This window comes from Candidatus Microthrix subdominans, assembly GCA_016719385.1.
In the GTDB taxonomy this organism is placed as follows: domain Bacteria; phylum Actinomycetota; class Acidimicrobiia; order Acidimicrobiales; family Microtrichaceae; genus Microthrix; species Microthrix subdominans.
The window spans coordinates 869,041-886,930 of sequence record JADJZA010000001.1 but is presented as its reverse complement, the minus strand read 5'-3'; the positions used below and the strand labels follow the sequence as shown (position 1 = coordinate 886,930).

The window sequence follows — 17,890 nt, the reverse complement described above, 5'->3', positions numbered from 1 at the left end:
TGCCGTCTCGCAGCGTGCGCTTCAGCGGCGCTTCCAGAACTTCCAGCGGGGCCCCTTGGCCTTTCGGCTGCGGTCGGCGTCCACCTCGGAACGGATGCGGGGGCCGGCCTCGTTGACGATATCCTCGGCCTCGTCGAGCAGCGCACCGATCGACGGGTCCTCGCCGACGCTCTTGGGTGCAACGGGGGTGGGGGGCGTCACCAGCGAGCCGTGGGCCCAATTCACGTCGGCCATCCGCGGCGTGTACGACGAACAGTCGTCGGGGCAGCGCCACGGCGCCTCCGGCGCCAGGTCCAGGTCGCACTTCCGCACGGTATCGCCGTTGGGGTAGCTGCGGCTCTCGAAGTATTTACAGTTCTGCCGCATCGTCATCGTGGGCGTCCTCCCGGGGTCGACCTCAGGATATTGGCTGATCGCGTCGCTGGGTCGACACCACCGACGTCCCGGTGCGGGTGACGGCGCGCCGTCGACGGTCGCACCTCGGTCACTAGGGTGGGTTGCGTGCACCAGCAGTTCAGCTCCGTCACCCCCCGGGACCACCTGGACGAGGGCACGGCGACACCTGACGGCCAGGAACACGGCGCCAGGGAACACGGTGCTTCCGATCGTCGCACCATCTCCTCTGAGGCCACCGGCCATCACGCCGCCGACCCTGGCGCCGCCGCTGCGGCGGCGAGGTGGCGTCGGCTGGCTCCGCTGGCCGTCGGCGGGCTGACCGCTGCGGCCACCCTGGCGGTCACCTGGTGGAACCCGAGCGACACCGGGGCGCCACTGTGCCCGTCCAAGTTCGTGTTCGGCGTCGACTGCCCGTTCTGTGGCACCACCCGCGCCACCGCTGCGCTCGCCCGAGGCCAGTTTGGCCGGGCCCTCGACCACAATGCGTTGTGGGTGGTGCTGATCCCCTTCATCGGTGTGGCGTTCGTGCTCTGGGTGGTCTCGGCATTCCGCGACCGGCCGATGCCCACCGTGTCGCTGCCCCGCTGGGCCTGGATCGGGCTCGGGGTGGCGTTCGTCGCCTTCGGCGTCTCCAGAAACCTCGACGTCACCGCGTTCACCCGCTGGCTGGGTGCCGACGCCGGAGCGCTCTAAGCCGTTGGCACCCGAAGCGTCGTCTGAGGCTGCCGGGCACCCGCCCACCTCACGTCAGGGAGCGGTCGGCCCGATCACCCGCAGCGTCTCGTGGTACCAGCGGGCCTTCTCGACGTAGGTGTCCACACCGGAGGCCCACTGCTCGTAGGAGGCCACACCCTCGGTGCACACCGCCGGGATCCCGAGCGCCCGGGCCTGGGCGGGCACCGACTTGTTGTTGCCGACCAGGGCGCCGGCCCCGACCAGGGCCTCCTCCCCCACCTCGGCGTGGTGCAACACGATCGAGCCGGAACCGATCAGCGCCCGGTTGGCGATGCGACAGCCCTCGAGGTGCGCGTTGTGGCCGACGGTGACCTCGTCGCCGATCGTGGTCGGCGACGATGGGATGGTGTGCACGATCGTGCCGTCCTGGACCGAGGTGCGGGCCCCGACGATGATCGGCCCGTTGTCGCCGCGGAGCACGGCGGTCGGCCACACCGAGCTGTGCTCACCGATGGTGACGTCGCCGATCACCACAGCGTCGGGGTGAACAAACGCCGATGGGGCAATGGTTGGGGTCGAGTCGCCGATCGCATACAGCGTCATCGCGTCACGAACCCCTGAGTGTTTCGGCGTCGGTGAACCCGCCGTAGGCACGGCGGTGGAAGATCAACGGTCCCAAACCATGATCGGCGTTGGCCTCGAAGGCCTCCACCCGGCCGATAACCAGATCGTGATCGCCCGCCGGATGGATGGCGTCGATCGTGCAGTCGACCCACGCCGGTACGCCGTCGAGCACCGGCGCACCGCTCACCGGCGCGCTGGAGTGGCTCAGCCCAGAGAACCGGTCGCCGGGACTCGACATTTGCGAGGACAGCTCGCGCTGATCGGTGCCGAGGATGTTGACGCAGAACGACCCGACCAGCTTGATCGCCGCCCAAGTGGACGAGTTTCGTCCGGCGGCGAAGCCCACCAGGAGCGGGTCAAGCGACACCGAAAAGAACGAGCCGACCACGAAGCCGACCGGGCCGGCCTCGGTGCGCGCCGTCACGACCGTCACCCCGGTGGGAAAGTGCCCCAGGCACTCCCGAAACGCCGCAACGTCCGCGCTGGTGACCACTGGTTCCTCCCCTGCTGTCACGGCCCCTCGAGGGGCCGGGTCGGCCAGTGTAGTTGAGGGTCCCAGTCCGGCCGTGAGGGCCCTCAGCCGTCGATGAGCAGCGTCGGGGCCGCTGCGTCAACCGGACGTGGTGCGGTCTCGACGGGCTTGGGCGCCTCCATGGCGACGGTCAAGCCCTCGGCTGCAGCGAAGGTCTCCTCGACCCCCAGCTCGTTGCCGAGCAACCGGGCCGCGGCGGTCAGCGCATCGATCGATTCATCGTCGTGGCTGGGGTCGTGATGAAACAGCGCCAACCGTCGGGCACCGGCCTGCGCCGCGACGTGCACGGCGTATTCCACCGTGCAATGGCCCCAATCCGACTTGGCGGCGAAGTCGGCGGCGTCGAACTGGGCGTCGTGGATCAACAGGTCGACGTCGCGCACCAGCTCGAGCACACCGGGCGCCACCTCGGTGGCGTCGGGCCCGGGTTGCTGGTGATCGGGCACGTACCCGATCGACATACCGGCGACGTCGATGCGGTAGCCGAGCGTCCTCCCGCAATGGGGGACCTCGGCGGAGGTGACCCGGGCATCACCCACCGAGAAGGGCCCCTCCGGAGTCGAGCGGACGGTGATGTCGCCGCGCAGCGCGTCGAGCGAGACGGGAAAGAAGGGAGGGCCCAGAAACGTCCGAATGGCCGAATCGGCATCGAGGCCGCCGCCTTCGTGGTCCGTTGCCGGAGCGACGATCTCAAGGCGGGCACCCTCGGCGAGGACCGGCGAGAAAAACGGCAGGCCCTGCACGTGGTCCCAATGCAGGTGGGAGACCAAGGCGGTGCCCGCGAAGGGCGTCGTGTGGTCGTGCGTGCGCCCAAAGAACCGCAGGCCGGTACCCATGTCGAGGATGATCGGGGCAACACCAGGCCGTTCGAGCACCACGCAGGAGGTGTTGCCGCCGTAGCGCTGCACCCCCTTCTCACAGCTGGGAGTCGAGCCCCTCACCCCATAGAACGTGACGTTCAGCGTGGCGGCCCTCCTAGCCTCGTGCTGTTGATCGCCCGGAAAGCCCCGAGCGCATCGGTCCCCAACCCCAGTGTCGCAGGTGCTGAGGCGCCCCATCGAACCGAGTCATCCTCCAGTACCCCCATGCTGGGAGGATAAACGGGCGGACGTGACCAAGGGGTGTGACTTTCAGCACTCGGCGGTAGGGGCGGGCGGTATCCTACGGGCGACGAATCATTTCCGGCGATCGATGGCCCAGGGGGATCGATGACCCAGACCGACACCCTCACCGTCGTCGTCAAGGCGGACTGTCCCACCTGCGTCATAGCGGCACCAGCCCTGCGCACCCTGGCCGACGCCGGCGTCGAAATCGTCTCCCAAGACGATCCCGCTTTCCCGGGCGGCATCGATCGTGTCGTCGACGACACGACCCTCGAGCGATCGGCCGAGCTGGCGATCGAGGTGGTGCCGACCCTGGTGCGCTTCACCAATGGCATCGAATCGTCTCGGGTCGAGGGTTGGGATCGGGCCCGCTGGGCCGAGGTGTCCGGCATCGCCGGCCTGGGTGCCGACCTGCCCGAGCGGCGGCCGGGCTGCGGCTCGTTGACCCTCGACCCGAGAAGAGCCGATGAACTGCTGGTGCGCCAGCGCGCAGGCACGCTCGCCAGCCGCCGGGTGACGCTGTCCGCCCTTGAGGACGACGTCGATGCCTTCGACGCCCGGGGCTGGGGCGACGGCCTTCCGGTGGTCCCGCCCACCGAGGCGCGGGTGCTGCGGATGCTGGAGGGCACCGATCGCGCGCCCGACGAGGTGGTGGCCGTCGTGCCGCCCGACCTCACCCCGGCGACGGTCGAGAAGGTGGCGATCAACGCCGTGCTGGCCGGGTGCCGGCCCGAGTACCTGCCGGTGGTGCTCGCCGCGGTCGAGGCGGCGTGCACCGACGGGTTCAACATGCACGGGCTACTCGCCACCACCTGGTTTGCCGGCCCGATGGTGGTGGTCTCTGGGCCGGTCGCCCGGGACATCGGCATGAACGACGCCATGAACGCCCTGGGGCAGGGCAACCGAGCCAACGCCACAATCGGCCGAGCGCTGCAGTTGATCGTCCGCAACGTCGGCGGCGGACGCCCGGGCGGCGTCGACCGGGCCACCCTGGGCAATCCGGGCAAGTACACGTTCTGTTTCGCCGAGACGCCACCCGCGGATTCCGACTGGCCCAACCAGGCCGTCGAGCTGGGCGAGGACCCCGCCGGGTCGGCGGTCACCCTGGTGGCGGCCGAGGGCGTGCGGGGCATCATCGACCAGCTGTCGCGCACCCCCGAGTCGCTCGCCCGCTCGTTCGCCGAGGTGCTCGCCGGCGTCGCCCATCCCAAGCTGGCGATCGCCTTCGACGCCTCGCTGGTGATCTCGCCCGAACACCTGCGGGTGTTTCGGGAGGCGGGTTGGACCAAGGGCCGACTCCGCCAGGAGTTGGCCACCCTGCTCACCCTGGACGGGGCCCTGCTGGCGCGTGGCGCCCGGGGCATCGCCGAGGGCATGCCCGAGGCTTTCTGCACCGGCACCCTTCCCAAGTTTCGAGATGGGGGGCTGACGATCTTTCAGGCGGGCGGCGGCGCCGGCATGTTCTCGGCGGTCATCGGTGGCTGGGCCGCCGGCGAGATGGGCAGCTCGCCGGTGAGCCGGGCCATCGGCACCGCAGCGCCGGCCACCCGATGACCTCCACCCCGACGATGCAACCAACGAGCGAGGAGCGATCACGATGACGTCGACCCCACCGGCCACCGGCGAACGGACCGTCCTCGACCCCACCGGGGAACGATCCGAGGCCACGCGTGAACTCAGCGAGCGGCCACCCTCGCTCGACGGGCTCACCGTCGGGTTGCTCGACATCTCCAAGGCACGGGGTGACGTGTTTCTCGACCGGGTCGAGCACGCCTTCGGCGAGCGGGGCGTCACCACCAGGCGCTACCACAAGCCGACCTTCACCAAACCGGCGCCCACCGACCTGCGGGCCCAGATCGCCCGGGAGTGCGGGGCGGTGGTCGAGGCGTTGGCCGATTGAGGCAGTTGCACGTCGTGCAGTGTGCACGACCTCGACGACCTGGAGCGCCGGGGCATTCCGTCGGTGTTCGTGGCCTCCTCGGAGTTCATCGATGCCGCCGACACCCAGCGGGCCGCCCTCGGCTCACCGGTGCGCGGCGTGTTCGTCCCCCACCCGATTCAGGACCGCACCGACGACGAGATGACCGCGCTGGCCGACGCCGCCGTCGAGGAACTGATCGCCGCTCTCACCGCTACCACCGCGTAGTCGCCACTCCCGCGTCACGGAGCGGCCAGAGGCACTCCCCAACCAGGCGAGGCCAACCGGGAGAAACAATGACGGTCACCAGATGCAGTTGATCCGCCGGTGCTCGGTGGCCCAGCTGCAAATTCTGTCGTCCTTGGTCAGCAGTGGGACACCGAGCGACTGGGCGGTGGCGACCAGGACGCGATCGACCGGGTCTCCGGGAAACTCGGGCAGCTCTCCCGCCGCCACCGCGATCGCGGGCGTGAGCGGCGCTTCTTCGGTGGCCTCCTGAGCAAGCACATCGTTGGCCCACGTGGCCGTCGGCCGGTCGAGCTCGATCCGACCTTTGGTCACCAACGTGGCGACCTCCCAGAACGAGATGGGGCTGATGAGCAGCCCGTCCGCATCCACCATCGCCCGGGCGGCGGGTTCGGACAGCAGGTCGGGGTCGGTGAACCACCACAGCAACGCATGGGTATCGACCAGCATCCGCTTAGACATCTGAGCTCCAAACTTCGCCGGTCGAGAACAGCTCGTCCTCGTCGGGTGACACGATGGTGACCGAGCCCTGGAGGTCGGCGGGTGGATCGATGGGCACCAGCTTGGCGACCGGGCGGCCGCGTTTGGTCACCACGACCTCCCGCCGGGTTTCGGCCACCTCGTCCAACAACGCCAGGCACTTGGCTTTGAACTCGCTGGCCCGGATCTCGGTGTTCATGCACCTACTCAACCATGGTCATTGACCATGGTCAACAAGACTCGGTCAGCGACCGGTTGGGGGTGGGCCGATATAGCGGGAGCTGGGACGGATCAGCTTTCCTGCAGCCGCCTGCTCCACGATGTGGGCGCACCAGCCGGCGGTGCGGCTGACGGCAAAAGTCGGGGTGAACATGTCGCGCGGCAACCCGGCGGTTTCCATCACCACCCCGGCGTAGAACTCCACGTTGCTCGGCAGCGGACGGCCGGGCTTCAGCTCGGCCAGTGTGACGAGGATCTCGGCCTCGATCGCCACCGCCCGCTCCACCAGCGGACCGCCCAAACGTTCGGCCACCTCCCGCAGCAGGCCCGACCGAGGGTCCGATGCCCGGTAGACGGCGTGGCCGAACCCCATGATCCTGCGCCCTGTTCCCACCTCCCCCCGCACCCAGTCGGCCGCCCGCTGCGGATCGCCGATCTGGTCGAGGGCGTCCAGCGCCCGGCTGGGCGCTCCACCGTGCAGGGGCCCGGCAAGCGCGCCGAGGGCGGCGCTGACGGCGTCGGCCACGTCGGCGCCGGTCGAGGCGACCACCCTTGCGGTAAAGGTCGAGGCGTTGAACCCGTGATCCAGCGTCAGGATCAGGTACTGCTCCACCGCCCGGGCGTCGACCGGCGTCGGCACCACGCCCGTGGTTTCGTACAGGTAGGACGCAGCGTGTCCAAGCGACGGGTCCGGCTCGACCGGCGGCTCGCCCCGACCTCGGCGGTTGAGGGCGGCCACCACCGGTGCCACGATGGCGGCCAACCGCAGCGACTGCTCCCGACGGCCGTCATCGTCGAGGTCGATCACCGGTGCCAGGTTGAGCACCTGGCTGCTCGCCGACAGCACGGCCCGCAGCTTGGCCAGCGGCGGCGCGTCCATGGCGGCGACCACCTCGATCAGTGGCTTCAGGCCTTGCGGCACCCGTCGCTGCTGTGCCAGCGATCGCCGAAACTGCGCCAGTTCGTCCGCCGACGGCAGCCGGCCTTCCCGGATGAGCCACCACACCTCTTCGAAGGTGCGGGTGCGGGCCAACTCGATGGCGTCGTACGCGCCGTAGTGGAAGTAGCCCTCATCGCCATGCACAGCGCCGATGGCGGTGTCGGCCGCCACCACACCGTGAAGGCCGGGGGGAACATCGATCAGTTGCTCGGTCATGACGTCGAGTGTCACCCGGACCCGACCAGTAATCAACGTTGATTCGATCAACGTTGACCCGATCAACCGAACCGGTCAGGCTCGGGGGATGAGCACGTTGGTCAAGGCCGGCGAGGCCGCCCGCATCCTCGGGGTGTCCAAGGCCACCCTGTACGCCTACGTCAGCCGGGGCCGAGTCGGCCGCAGCACTGCAGCCGACGGACGCACCTCCCTGTTCGCCCTCGACGAGCTGGAGGCGCTCGCCGCTCGGGGCCGCCGGAGCGAGCCGGTGCCGAGGCCGACGATCGACGTCCAGATCACCTCGGCGATCACCGTCCTCGACGAATCCGGGGTGAGCATCCGGGGGCACGACCTGGGTGAACTGGTCGTCGACGGCCAGTTCGAGGACGTGGCCGAGCTGCTGTGGACCGGCGAGTGGTCGCCGGGCACCACGTGGCCGGCGGCCCATCGCGGCGACCTGGCACGGGTATCGGCCATGGCCGACTCGGCCCTGGCGCCCATCCCCCGATTGGCGGTCGCCGCCCACGTCCTCGATGCCGCCCACCCAGGAGACGACGCCCCCACCGCCGCCCGGCGGTTGTTGGCCGTGGCGCCCGGAATGTGCGGCTCCCGGCGCACCAGGGGCCGGTACGCCCACCGGCTGGCTGCCGCGTGGCGCACCGACCCCAATCCCGAACTGGTGCATGCGGTCGACCTGGCGCTGTGCCTGCTGGCCGACCACGAGCTGGCCACCTCGACGCTTGCCGTGCGGGTCGCCGCGTCGGTGCGGGCCAGCCCGTACGGGGCGATCGCTGCGGGCCTGGCCACCGTCGACGGAGCCCTGCACGGCTCGGCCTCCCGCGAGGCCCACCGCTTCCTGGAGGAGTGCTCGGCCGACGGCCCCGCTGTTGTCGTCGCCCGCTCCCGCGACGGGCGCCGACGGGCGCCCGGGTTCGGCCACCCGATCTATCGCGGGCTCGACCCCCGGTTCGCTTCGCTGCTCGCCGCCGTGCGGCACCTGGATACCACCGGCGAACGCATGGCCATCGTCGACGACGCCATCGCCACTGTTGGCCAAGCCATGCCCCAGCAACCCAACATCGACCTGGCTCTCGGCGCGCTCACCTGGGTGGCCGACCTCGATACCGACGTGCCCATCTTCGCCGTCGCCCGCATCGCCGGGTGGGCCGCCCACTACGCCGAGGAGCTCGACGAGCGGCCCGTCCGCTACCGCGGCCTCGCCCGGAACCCATGACGACCGCCGACCGGCATCCGGACGAGCCGCTTCGGCGGGAACTCTGCCGCTATCGCGCGCTCTACGACGCGATAGCGGCAGAGTTCCGGGAGTACACGCGATTCGGCGCAACTCCCCCCGTGGGGTAGGACCACGATATGGAATGGTGGAGCGCTCCGGGTGATGCGTTGGCCCGCCTGGCGTTCAGCCGGGCGCTCGCCGGCGTCTACCTGCTGGCGTTCCTCGCTGCGCTGAGACAGTTCCGACCGCTGCTGGGCGAGCGCGGCCTGATGCCGATCCCCCGCTACACCGCCTCCTCGCCGTTCGCTCGGTCGCCCAGCGTGTTCCACCTGCACTACAGCGACCGGTTCTTCGCCGCATGCTGTTGGGTGGGCATGGTGTTGGCCGGGCTGGCGGTGGTCGGAGTGGTCGACCGGGCGCCGCTCTGGGGCTGGATGATCATCTGGGCGGTGCTGTGGGCGCTGCAGCTCTCCATCCTCAACGTCGGCCAGCGCTGGTACTCCTTCGGGTGGGAGACGCTGCTGGCCGAGGCCGGGTTTCTCGCCATCCTTCTTGGACCCGCCGACGTGGCCCCTCCGCTGTTGATCATGTGGGCGCTGCGGTGGCTGCTGTTTCGGGTGGAGTTCGGCGCCGGCCTGGTGAAGATGCGCGGCGACCGATGCTGGCGAGACCTGACGTGCCTCGACTACCACCACGAAACCCAGCCGATGCCCAACCCGCTCAGTTGGCGCTTTCATCACCTGCCCACGCCCCTGCACCGGACGGAGGTGCTGGCCAACCACATCACCCAGCTGGTCGTCGTGTTCGGACTGTTTGCGCCCCAACCGTTCGCCACCGTCGCTGCGCTCGTCATGATCGTCACCCAGGGGTGGCTGATGCTCAGCGGCAACTTCGCGTGGCTCAACCTGCTGACCGCCACATTGGCCCTGTCGGTGCTCGATGACCGGTTGCTCGCCTGGATCCTGCCGATCGACCGGCCGGTCGACCTGGCCGAGCCCGTGTGGCTGGGCGTGCTGGTCGCCGTGGTGGCGCTCGGCCTGGCGGTGCTCAGCTACCAGCCGATCCGCAACCTGGCCTCGAAGCGCCAAGCGATGAACGCCAGCTTTGATCCGCTGCGGTTGGTCAACACGTACGGGGCTTTTGGCAGCGTCACCAAGGAGCGTCGGGAGGTGATCCTCGAGGCGACCGACGATCCTCAACCCGGGCCCAACACCGTGTGGGTCGAATACCGGTTCAAAGCCAAGCCCGGCGACGTGACGCTACGGCCGCCGCAGTTTGCGCCGTACCACCTGCGGCTGGATTGGCTGATGTGGTTTGTCGCCATCTCACCCAACTACGGCGCCGGCTGGTTGCGGCCACTGATGTCCCGCCTGGCCGCCAACGATGCCGGCGTGCAGTCGCTGCTGGCCTACTCCCCCTTCACCGACGAGGGCCCCACCTACGTGCGGGCCCTCGTCTACCGCTACCGCTTCACCACCGCCGAGGAACGACGGTCGACCGGCGCCTGGTGGCATCGCACCTATCTGGGCGAACTGATCGGCCCGGTCAAAGGTGCGAGCTGATCGCTCGCTACTCGCCCCGATAGTCGCCGAAGCTCCAGAGGTTGCCCTCGGCGTCGGCCACCGTGCCGCCCCGACCCCCGTAGTCCTGGTCCTCCATCGTTCGGAACGCGGTGGCACCGGCGGCAAGCGCACGGTCGAACGCAGCGTCGGGGTCGGCGGTCACCACGTAGACGGCGCCGCAGCCGGTCGGGCGCTGCGAGAACTCGTTGGCCTCGCGGTTGGCGGTGCCCAACATGACGCCGCCACCCTCGGGCCAGCGCAGCTGGCTGTGCTCGACGACCGTCTCGTCGTGCTCGTTGGGCACCACGATCGACTTGGTGAACCCGACGGCGAGGAGAAACTCGATCGCCGCCGGCGCATCGTCGTAGATCAAGGTGGGCCAGACCGTGCTCGACGGTTCGGTGGATGCTGGGTCGCTCGATGCGTTCATGGCCCCCACGATGTCAGCGTTGAGGCTCGTCGTCTTGAACAAATGGGATCGGTCGGCGGGCTCCGGGGTCGGCACTCAAAGGTCAGCGACCCTCGGAGGCGAGCATTACCAGCGTGTCGTCGCGCATCCACTGGGTTGGCGCCGACCCGGCCAGCGCCTTCCACTCGCGGCTCAGGTGGGCCTGATCGGCGTAGCCGCAGGTCGCAGCCACGCTGGCCAGGGAGGGGCGCGTGGGTGCCTGCAGCAAGCCCTTGGCGTGTTCGAAGCGCAGCACCCGGCTCATCACCTTGGGGGTGAGCCCGTACTGCGCCGCGAACCGCTGGGTGAGGTGGCGTCGGCTCCAGCCGACCCGGTCGGCCACGTCTCCAACCTGTGCCAGGCCCCGGCCCGCCACCAGCAGCGCCCAGGCGTGTTCCAGCTCGGACGGGATCTCGGCCTCGACGTTCAGCTCCCGCAGCAGGACGGCGTCGAGCGTCGTCCAGCGCTCCGCCCAGCATCCGGCCTCGGAGAGGCGTTCGATGAGCTCGGTGGCAAACCGGGGCACCACCGTCTGCAGGTGCACCGCCGTCGAGCCCAACTCCGCCGCCGGCACTCCGAACAGCGCCCCGGCACCTCGAGGGGTCACGTCCAGCTGCACCCCGTGTTGGCTGCCGTCATGGCGAACGAGCGCCGGCGACGCATGCAACCCGGCCAGCATCGCCCAGTAACGATCGCGCTGTTCGTGTTCGATCGTGGTGGTGACGTCCAGCGGCTCGTCGAAGGCGACGATGAACGTCAGGGACTTCGACGGCAGACCCATGTGGACGCCGGGCGCGGCACCCTCGATGCGGTAGCCGGTGTAGGTCGACACGTACGGGCGCAGCCGAGGGTGCGGCACCCCCGTCGCAAAGTCGTTGACCAGCGTCCCCACCCGGCCAGCCTACGACCCGATGCGCTTTCTGCGATGTCCCACGACGACGCTCCCGGCGAGAACAGCGATCACGACGAGGACCATCCCGGCGACGAGCCCTCTCGAACGGTCAATCCCGGTGTGACTCGCTGCGGACGTCGACGCTGCGACGGCAGCGACCGCTGCCAACGCGGCGGGCGGGGTCACGCTCACGCGTGACCATGGGATCGGCTCGACGACCGGGACCCAACCGCTGGTGCGGGGCAGCTGCACCTCGCTGGCGGTGAAGTAGGCGTCGCCGCCCGCCGACCAGGCCACCGCCTCGCCCTGGGGTTCGGGCCTCGACGGCGCCACGCAGGGGGCTCCCTCCAGTGCCTCGGCCACCGACTCGTCCCAGGATCTGGTGAAGGCCAGCACCTGCTGGTAGGTCCGCACCAGGATGATGCTGCCGTCTGGCGAGATGTCAGCGGCGGTCACCAGCGTGGAGGGAAGCGGTGCCACCGGGGTGGGCGCGTCCGCCTCCGGTGCGAGCACATCAAACACCCCGACCGTCTCCATGGCGACCGGGGTACCGGTGAGCAGTTGGTCGGTCTTGGCCGCGAAGACCGCCGACCGGCCGCTGACCTCCTTGGTGATGATGACCAGGTCGCCCGACCGCGGGTCGACGAGTAACGCTTCGGCGTCGGCAGGCCCGGTGCCGTAGCGCAGATCGATGGCCTCGGCGCCCTCGAGCGTGCCGTCGCCCGCCGGGACGACGTCCGGCTCGGGCACCCGGTACACCGTGAGGTGATCCCGAGCGGCGAGATTGTCGCCAATGTCGCCGATGTAGAGGTAGGAGCGGTCGCTGTCCGGCCCCGGACCGGCTGCGATGTCCTCCCAATCGACGGCCTCCGCACCGGCGACCGCCCACCGCCCGATCGCCTCGCCGGCCTCGTTCATCGCCAGCAGCCGGGGCACGTCGCCCGAATCGTTGTGGGCCCAGAGCATTCCTGGGAACGCCCGACTTGCGATGAGGCCGGAGAGCTCATCGAAGTTCTCAGCCTGGACAACCCCGGGGGGCGAGTCGAGTTCGAACCGATCGCAGGTGTCCTCCGAGGCGGACGCAGGACCGGCCGACGCTGCGCCGATGGCGACACCGATCACGACCGCTGCCACGCTCGCGAGGATCCGGCGCACCGCCGCTCGGGGCCTGCCCGCCGGGGTCAGGCCGCAACCGGTCGACCGGTTAGGCCGATGGCGGGTCCCGCCGATCATCAGATCGTCGACGTCCGAACGGGATCACCGCTCAGGTGCACGGCGTCACCGGTCGTCGACACCAGCCCTTCGGCCACCAGCTGTTCGAGGGCCTCGACCACCCGCAGGTCGTTCGTCGTCGGAAACGCCACGGGCTCGGGGGCGAGGAGTGCGGCGGCGCGGGCGGCCAGGTCATCGCGCTGGGTCGGGCCGTCGGCGAGTACATCGAGCACCCGGCCCCGGGCCTCGCGCATCGACCCCTTGTACGGAGCCTGGCGCACCGACACCCCGGCCGACTTGGCCGCCGGATCGGGTTCGGGCCAACCGTCGAGCGCCCACCGGCACTCGGCCGCCAGCGGGCAGGGCTCGCACGATGGTGCGCCCGGCCGGCACAGCAACGCCCCCAGGTCGAGCATCGCCTGGTTCCAGGCCCAGCCCTCCCCATCCGGTACCCAGCGGTCGGCCTCGGCCTGGGCCTCACGGGCACCGAGGCGAGCACCGCCCACCCGGGCGAGGATGCGACCCGAGTTGGTGTCGACTATCCCGACGTCCGCCTCGTGGGCGAAGGCGAGAACGGCCCGGGCGGTGTAGGGCCCGATCCCGGGCAGCGCAAGCAGGCCATCGAGGGTGGACGGCAGTTCGCCGCCGAGGTCGGGGTCGGCCACCACCGCCTGGGCGCTGCGGTGCAGGTTGGCTGCCCGACGCGGGTAGCCCAACCCCTGCCAGGCGCGCAGCACCTCGGCCAACGGCGTGGTGGCCAGCGCGGTTGGCGTCGGCCAGCGCCCCAGAAAGGCGTGCCACCGGGGCACCACCCGGTCGACCTGGGTTTGTTGGGCCATCACCTCGGCCACCAACACGGCCCACGGGTCGCGTGTGTTGCGCCAGGGCAGCTCACGCCGGTGCAGCGCCCACCACCCCAGCACTCCGCTCTGGTCGACCGGTGGGGTCATGCCCGTAGGCGGCACCAGTAGATCTTGGTGTTGTAGGGGATCGTGATGCGGTCCAGGCCCCGGGTGTCGGGGTGGGTCGCAACCAGCTCGGCCACCTCGTCGAGCACGTGTTGGTGCCGGTCGGGCGGCAACGCCGCGATGAAGCTGGTCGATCGGGTGCGCTCGACGATCAACTCGGGCGTCCCCGACTGTTCGTGGGGCACCGAGCGGTACTCGAGCGGCTCGAAGCTGCCCGACTCGGCCACCACGTCCTCCCACAGACGCTCGCGGTGGTCGGAGTACGGCCGGCCGCCTCCGAGTTCGGCCACCAGGTCGCCCCAGCGGTTCATCCAGTCGACGTCCTCGTCGCGGGCGTTCCACACCATCAACAACACGCCACCGGGCCGCAGCACCCGGGCGATCTCGGCCAGCGCTGGTTGGGGGTCGAACCAGTGGAACGCCTGGCCGACCGTGACCGCATCGACCGAGGCGTCCTCGAGCGGAAGGTCCTCGGCGGTGGCGTTGAGGATGCTCACGCTGGTGACCCCGGCCTTGTCCAGTTGCCGCTCGAGCTCCTCGCGCATGCTGAGCAACGGCTCGACGGCGGTCACGTAATAGCCGCTGTCGAGCAACTGACGGGTGAGGATGCCGGTGCCGGCGGCCAGGTCGCAGACGTGCGCGTCGGATGTCGGCGGCAGCAGGCCCATGAGGGTCTCCATCACCGCTGCGGGATAGGCCGGTCGCACTTTGGCGTAGGAGCCCGCCTGTCGGCCGAACCCCACCGCTGCCGCCGGTTCCACCCCGTCGCGGTGTAGGTCGTCGTCGTCCAACTCGGTGCTACCGGTTTTTTCGGTGCCGGTCACCCCAGTCCCCATCACCCGATCCTACGACGCCGCCCAACGTGGGTGGCCGGGATCGCAAGGCTTTCTTTGGCAGTCCTGCCCCGGGCAGGCCTTCGCTGACCTGGCGGCAGTCGCCGGGCGCTGGAAGAGGCTTTGCGTCTGGGAGCAAAAGGCTACCGCTCGGTAACATGGCGCCATGACCGACGTCGCCGCACCCCCCGTCACCCCCGACCTCACCGCCGCCGCTGCCGCCCTGGATGTTGGCCAGGCCGTCATCGACTCGGCCGTCGGCCGGTTGGCCGAGGACGGCATCGACGCCAACCAGGTGTTGGCCTACGACGTCGCCCACGCCGCCGCTGCGCTGATGTGCGGCCGGGGGCTGCTCGACTATGGCTCCAAGGGCGACGACGAGGGCCTGATTACCGCCGCGTTCATCGCCGATGCGCTGGCCGAGCTGGGTGCCAAGCTGTTCGGCCGGGAGGCCGAGTGGGGTGTCGCCCCCGATGCGCTCGACGGCGCCCGGGACTTCGTGGCCACCTACCGGGCAGCGGACTTCCTCGCCTCGCTGGCCAACACCGACGGCCCCCGCCACCTGGGCGACGACTTTGAGATGGTGCAGGACGCCTTTCGCCGGTTCGCCGAAGACAAGATCATGCCGATCGCCGAGGAGATCCACCGCCACAACGGCGACATCCCCGAGGAGATCGTCACCGGCCTGGCCGAGATGGGTGCGTTCGGCCTGTCGATCCCCGAGGAATACGGCGGCTTCGCCTCCGGCGGCGCCTCGGACTACATCGCCATGGTCGTCGCCACCGAGGAGCTGTCCCGCGGCTCGCTGGGCGCCGGCGGCTCGCTGATCACCCGCCCCGAGATCCTGGCCCGCGCTCTCGAGGCCGGCGGCACCGAGGCCCAGAAGCAGGAGTGGATGCCGAAGCTGGCCTCCGCCGAGGTGATGAACGCCGTTGCGGTGACCGAGCCGGACTTTGGCTCCGACGTCGCCGGCGTCAAGGTGACCGCCACCCAGACCGATGGCGGCTGGCTGCTCAACGGCGTGAAGACCTGGTGCACCTACGGCGCCCGCGCGGATGTGCTGATGGTGCTGGCCCGCACCGACACCGACCGCTCGGTGGGCCACAGGGGCCTGTCGATGTTCATCGTGCCCAAGGAGCGCGGCGACGGCCACGGCTTCGAGCTGACCCAGGAGAACGCGTCGGGCGGCGGCAAGATGGAGGGCCGCCCGATCGACACGATCGGCTACCGCGGCATGCACAGCTACGAGGTGGCGATCGAGAACTGGTTCGTCCCCGACGAGAACCTCATCGGCGGCGAGGACGGCAAAGGCCGCGGCTTCTACTACCAGATGGCCGGCTTCGAGAACGGCCGTCTGCAGACCGCAGCCCGCGCCGTCGGCGTCATGCAGTCCGCCTTGGAGCAGGCCCGCGAGTACGCCAACAACCGGGTGGTGTTCGGCGAGAACATCGCCGAGTTCCAGCTGACCCAGGCCAAGCTGGCCCGCATGGCGGTCATCATCCAGGGCGCCCGCCAGTACAGCTTTGAGGTCGCCAGGCTGATGGCCAAGGGCGAGGGCGTGATGGAGGCCTCGATGGTGAAGGCCTACGTGTGCAAGGCGGCCGAGTGGGTCACCCGCGAGGCCATGCAGATCCACGGCGGCATGGGTTACGCCGAGGAGTACACGGTGAGCCGCCTGTTCGTCGACGCCCGCGTGCTGTCGATCTTCGAGGGCGCCGACGAGGTGCTGTGCGTCAAGGTGATCGCCCGCCAACTGGTCGGCCGCCACAACGCCGACAAGTAGCCGTCCTTGGGTAAGCGTCGCTCAGCCGGCTCCTCCCACCCCAGATCGGGTCTGCAGATTGCGGGCGGACGCAGGTCGGACCCACCTCGCCGCATCATCAGATCGGGTCCGTCGCCTCCCGGATTCGCAGCCCGATAGTGGGCACATCGGTCAGCTCGCCAGCAGCAATCGCCATGATGAAGCCGTACGCCTCGTCGTTGCTCCACGTCAGCCGGTGCCCGTTGATCCCGAGGAACACGATCAGCGAGCCCAAGGCCAGCCGCTTGTTTCCGTCAACCAAAGCGTGATTGGCGCACACAATGCACCAGCGCCGCCGCCTGCTCCTCCAGCGTTGGGTATGCAGGCTCGCCAAATGGCGAAGCGGCGGGCCGGGCCGCAGCCGACTCAAGCAATCCAACGTCATGGATCGGCGGTGGCCCGCCCAGTGTCCGCTCAGCGATGCGAAGCAGATCCTCCGCTCGCAGAAACAACGTCACGCCGATGCCTACTCCCCCAGCCGCCTGAGGGCCTCGTCATAGCGGGGAAGCTCCTGATCCAGCACCCGCTCGAGCAGCTCGGCACGGCTGCGGTCCTCGATGTAGTTGCGGACGGCCTCGCGAGCCACCTCCTGCATCGAGCGTTGCTCCAAGTCCACTCTCGCCCGCAACGCATCTGATTCCTCATCGGTCAGTCGAAGCGTCATCGCCATGACGCCAGGGTACGCCAGCGGTATCACAGCCGATACCACTCGACACCACCTCGGCCTCAGCGAATTATCGCCAACCCGGCCGCTGCGAGGACCACCGGAATCTGGCGGATGGGGGCCAAGTCCTTCTCCTGCTCGGATGCGGGCAGCTCGTCCCACGGGAGCAAGCTGGGGTGACGCAGGTCTGCCCCTTCCAGAATCAGCTCCGGGCCGAAGCGGTAACCCTGCTCACGTTTCTGGTGTGACCACCGGTCATGTTCGGCGACGCCCATGTTGGCGAGGTCGACCTCCCCCAACTGGACGGGGTCGCTCGAGAGCAATCCGGCCGCCACGACGCTCAGCCCAAGGGAGTGCAGGTTCGAGATGTTGTCCCGCGCCTGGTCCCGGTTCTGAGCTCGAAACCTCTCGTCAAGCTCAGCCCAAGGCCGCAAGGCAGGAAGGTTCGCCTGCTCGGCCTGCTCGGCCAGATAGTGCTCGTGAATCGCTAGGGCCATCACCTCGATGGTCTCGTCCGAGGGCATCTCAACCGGGCCGACGTCCCCATCGGACTCCCACAGGGGCGGGATCGCCATCAATCCTTCGCGCTGCAACTCGTACAGCAAGTGCGAGGGGTCGGCCGCAAGGTCAGGCGACGTGCGGAGCACCTTGGCCGAACCCGAGTCGAAGTACTTCGGCAATCTGCTCCGTTCGGCGGGTCGCAGGTCCGATTCGGGCACCACCGCCCACCCTTGGTCGAGCAGGACCGCAACGGCTCGTCGGACCGACTCTGCGTCCGGCACCGGTGTCGGCCGCCCGGAACGCTGTGCTCGCTTCGCTGCGATTCGACCAAACGGTCCATGCAGCGCCCCCGCCTTGGCCACTGCCGACAACGAGACCTGACGAAGGTCCACCGAAGCCCCATCGCCGGGGGGAGCAGTCGCTGCC

The 17,890-nt window shown here is 69.6% G+C and carries 21 protein-coding genes and 1 pseudogene; 7 read left to right on the top strand and 15 right to left on the bottom strand.

Annotated elements, in window-relative coordinates:
• Positions 1-21: 21 nt before the first annotated feature.
• Positions 22-372 (bottom strand): hypothetical protein, encoded by a 351-nt coding sequence (locus IPN02_04210; GenBank protein MBK9296075.1) that lies wholly within the window; start codon positions 370-372, stop codon positions 22-24.
• A gap of 129 nt (positions 373-501) precedes the next feature.
• Here IPN02_04210 and IPN02_04205 point away from each other — a divergent pair, with 129 nt between their 5' ends.
• Complete coding sequence (locus tag IPN02_04205) at positions 502-1,089, top strand: DUF2752 domain-containing protein (protein ID MBK9296074.1); 588 nt, start codon at positions 502-504, stop codon at positions 1,087-1,089.
• 54 nt (positions 1,090-1,143) lie between these two features.
• Here IPN02_04205 and IPN02_04200 read toward each other — a convergent pair whose 3' ends face one another.
• The 3 genes from IPN02_04200 to IPN02_04190 all read right to left on the bottom strand — a co-directional run bounded on the left by IPN02_04200 (position 1,144) and on the right by IPN02_04190 (position 3,168).
• A complete protein-coding gene (locus IPN02_04200) occupies positions 1,144-1,674 on the bottom strand; it encodes a gamma carbonic anhydrase family protein (GenBank protein ID MBK9296073.1) in 531 nt (176 codons plus the stop codon).
• Positions 1,675-1,678: 4 nt separating this feature from the next.
• Positions 1,679-2,188 carry a flavin reductase family protein gene (locus IPN02_04195; GenBank protein MBK9296072.1) on the bottom strand — a complete coding sequence of 170 codons (510 nt, stop codon included), beginning with the start codon at positions 2,186-2,188 and terminating at the stop codon, positions 1,679-1,681.
• 83 nt (positions 2,189-2,271) lie between these two features.
• On the bottom strand, positions 2,272-3,168 hold the full coding sequence (locus IPN02_04190) for a hypothetical protein (protein ID MBK9296071.1): 897 nt from the start codon (positions 3,166-3,168) through the stop codon (positions 2,272-2,274).
• Positions 3,169-3,435: 267 nt separating this feature from the next.
• Here IPN02_04190 and IPN02_04185 point away from each other — a divergent pair, with 267 nt between their 5' ends.
• Genes IPN02_04185 through IPN02_04175 form a run of 3 tightly spaced genes read left to right on the top strand, consistent with a single transcriptional unit; the run spans position 3,436 to position 5,476 of the window.
• Complete coding sequence (locus IPN02_04185; protein ID MBK9296070.1) at positions 3,436-4,884, top strand: thioredoxin; 1,449 nt, start codon at positions 3,436-3,438, stop codon at positions 4,882-4,884.
• Positions 4,885-4,927: 43 nt separating this feature from the next.
• The gene (locus tag IPN02_04180) at positions 4,928-5,230 is read left to right on the top strand and encodes a hypothetical protein (protein MBK9296069.1); all 303 of its coding nucleotides are present in this window, start codon (positions 4,928-4,930) and stop codon (positions 5,228-5,230) included.
• 21 nt (positions 5,231-5,251) lie between these two features.
• Positions 5,252-5,476, top strand: a complete 225-nt coding sequence (locus IPN02_04175; GenBank protein MBK9296068.1) for a hypothetical protein — start codon at positions 5,252-5,254, stop codon at positions 5,474-5,476.
• 75 nt (positions 5,477-5,551) lie between these two features.
• On the opposite strand, the gene IPN02_04170 is transcribed toward IPN02_04175, so the two are convergent.
• From IPN02_04170 to IPN02_04160, 3 genes are read right to left on the bottom strand one after another with little or no spacing between them, the layout of a single operon-like run.
• The gene (locus IPN02_04170) at positions 5,552-5,956 is read right to left on the bottom strand and encodes a type II toxin-antitoxin system VapC family toxin (GenBank protein MBK9296067.1); all 405 of its coding nucleotides are present in this window, start codon (positions 5,954-5,956) and stop codon (positions 5,552-5,554) included.
• Positions 5,949-6,173 (bottom strand): type II toxin-antitoxin system Phd/YefM family antitoxin, encoded by a 225-nt coding sequence (locus IPN02_04165; GenBank protein MBK9296066.1) that lies wholly within the window; start codon positions 6,171-6,173, stop codon positions 5,949-5,951. The genes IPN02_04170 and IPN02_04165 overlap by 8 nt, the downstream gene beginning before the upstream one ends.
• Positions 6,174-6,218: 45 nt before the next feature.
• The gene (locus IPN02_04160; GenBank protein ID MBK9296065.1) at positions 6,219-7,349 is read right to left on the bottom strand and encodes a citrate synthase; all 1,131 of its coding nucleotides are present in this window, start codon (positions 7,347-7,349) and stop codon (positions 6,219-6,221) included.
• Between the two features lie 88 nt (positions 7,350-7,437).
• Here IPN02_04160 and IPN02_04155 point away from each other — a divergent pair, with 88 nt between their 5' ends.
• The gene (locus IPN02_04155) at positions 7,438-8,583 is read left to right on the top strand and encodes a citrate synthase (GenBank protein MBK9296064.1); all 1,146 of its coding nucleotides are present in this window, start codon (positions 7,438-7,440) and stop codon (positions 8,581-8,583) included.
• A gap of 137 nt (positions 8,584-8,720) precedes the next feature.
• On the top strand, positions 8,721-10,145 hold the full coding sequence (locus tag IPN02_04150; GenBank protein MBK9296063.1) for a lipase maturation factor family protein: 1,425 nt from the start codon (positions 8,721-8,723) through the stop codon (positions 10,143-10,145).
• 7 nt (positions 10,146-10,152) lie between these two features.
• Here IPN02_04150 and IPN02_04145 read toward each other — a convergent pair whose 3' ends face one another.
• From IPN02_04145 to IPN02_04125, 5 genes are all read right to left on the bottom strand, one after another.
• Positions 10,153-10,575 carry a glyoxalase gene (locus IPN02_04145; GenBank protein ID MBK9296062.1) on the bottom strand — a complete coding sequence of 141 codons (423 nt, stop codon included), beginning with the start codon at positions 10,573-10,575 and terminating at the stop codon, positions 10,153-10,155.
• Positions 10,576-10,657: 82 nt separating this feature from the next.
• The gene (locus tag IPN02_04140; protein MBK9296061.1) at positions 10,658-11,485 is read right to left on the bottom strand and encodes an AraC family transcriptional regulator; all 828 of its coding nucleotides are present in this window, start codon (positions 11,483-11,485) and stop codon (positions 10,658-10,660) included.
• A 9-nt stretch (positions 11,486-11,494) separates the two neighbouring features.
• A complete protein-coding gene (locus tag IPN02_04135; GenBank protein MBK9296060.1) occupies positions 11,495-12,619 on the bottom strand; it encodes a hypothetical protein in 1,125 nt (374 codons plus the stop codon).
• A gap of 98 nt (positions 12,620-12,717) precedes the next feature.
• The gene (locus IPN02_04130) at positions 12,718-13,647 is read right to left on the bottom strand and encodes an A/G-specific adenine glycosylase (GenBank protein MBK9296059.1); all 930 of its coding nucleotides are present in this window, start codon (positions 13,645-13,647) and stop codon (positions 12,718-12,720) included.
• Positions 13,644-14,501, bottom strand: coding sequence for a methyltransferase domain-containing protein (locus IPN02_04125; protein ID MBK9296058.1), 858 nt, complete (start codon positions 14,499-14,501; stop codon positions 13,644-13,646). Before IPN02_04125 ends, IPN02_04130 begins: the two co-directional genes overlap by 4 nt.
• Before the next feature lie 163 nt (positions 14,502-14,664).
• Here IPN02_04125 and IPN02_04120 point away from each other — a divergent pair, with 163 nt between their 5' ends.
• Positions 14,665-16,281 (top strand): acyl-CoA/acyl-ACP dehydrogenase, encoded by a 1,617-nt coding sequence (locus tag IPN02_04120; protein MBK9296057.1) that lies wholly within the window; start codon positions 14,665-14,667, stop codon positions 16,279-16,281.
• A gap of 97 nt (positions 16,282-16,378) precedes the next feature.
• Here IPN02_04120 and IPN02_04115 read toward each other — a convergent pair.
• The 3 genes and pseudogenes from IPN02_04115 to IPN02_04105 all read right to left on the bottom strand — a co-directional run bounded on the left by IPN02_04115 (position 16,379) and on the right by IPN02_04105 (position 17,856).
• Positions 16,379-16,757 (bottom strand): annotated as a pseudogene (locus IPN02_04115) (type II toxin-antitoxin system death-on-curing family toxin).
• A gap of 8 nt (positions 16,758-16,765) precedes the next feature.
• Positions 16,766-16,963, bottom strand: coding sequence for a ribbon-helix-helix protein, CopG family (locus tag IPN02_04110; GenBank protein MBK9296056.1), 198 nt, complete (start codon positions 16,961-16,963; stop codon positions 16,766-16,768).
• A 62-nt stretch (positions 16,964-17,025) separates the two neighbouring features.
• Complete coding sequence (locus IPN02_04105) at positions 17,026-17,856, bottom strand: hypothetical protein (protein MBK9296055.1); 831 nt, start codon at positions 17,854-17,856, stop codon at positions 17,026-17,028.
• Positions 17,857-17,890 lie beyond the last annotated feature (34 nt).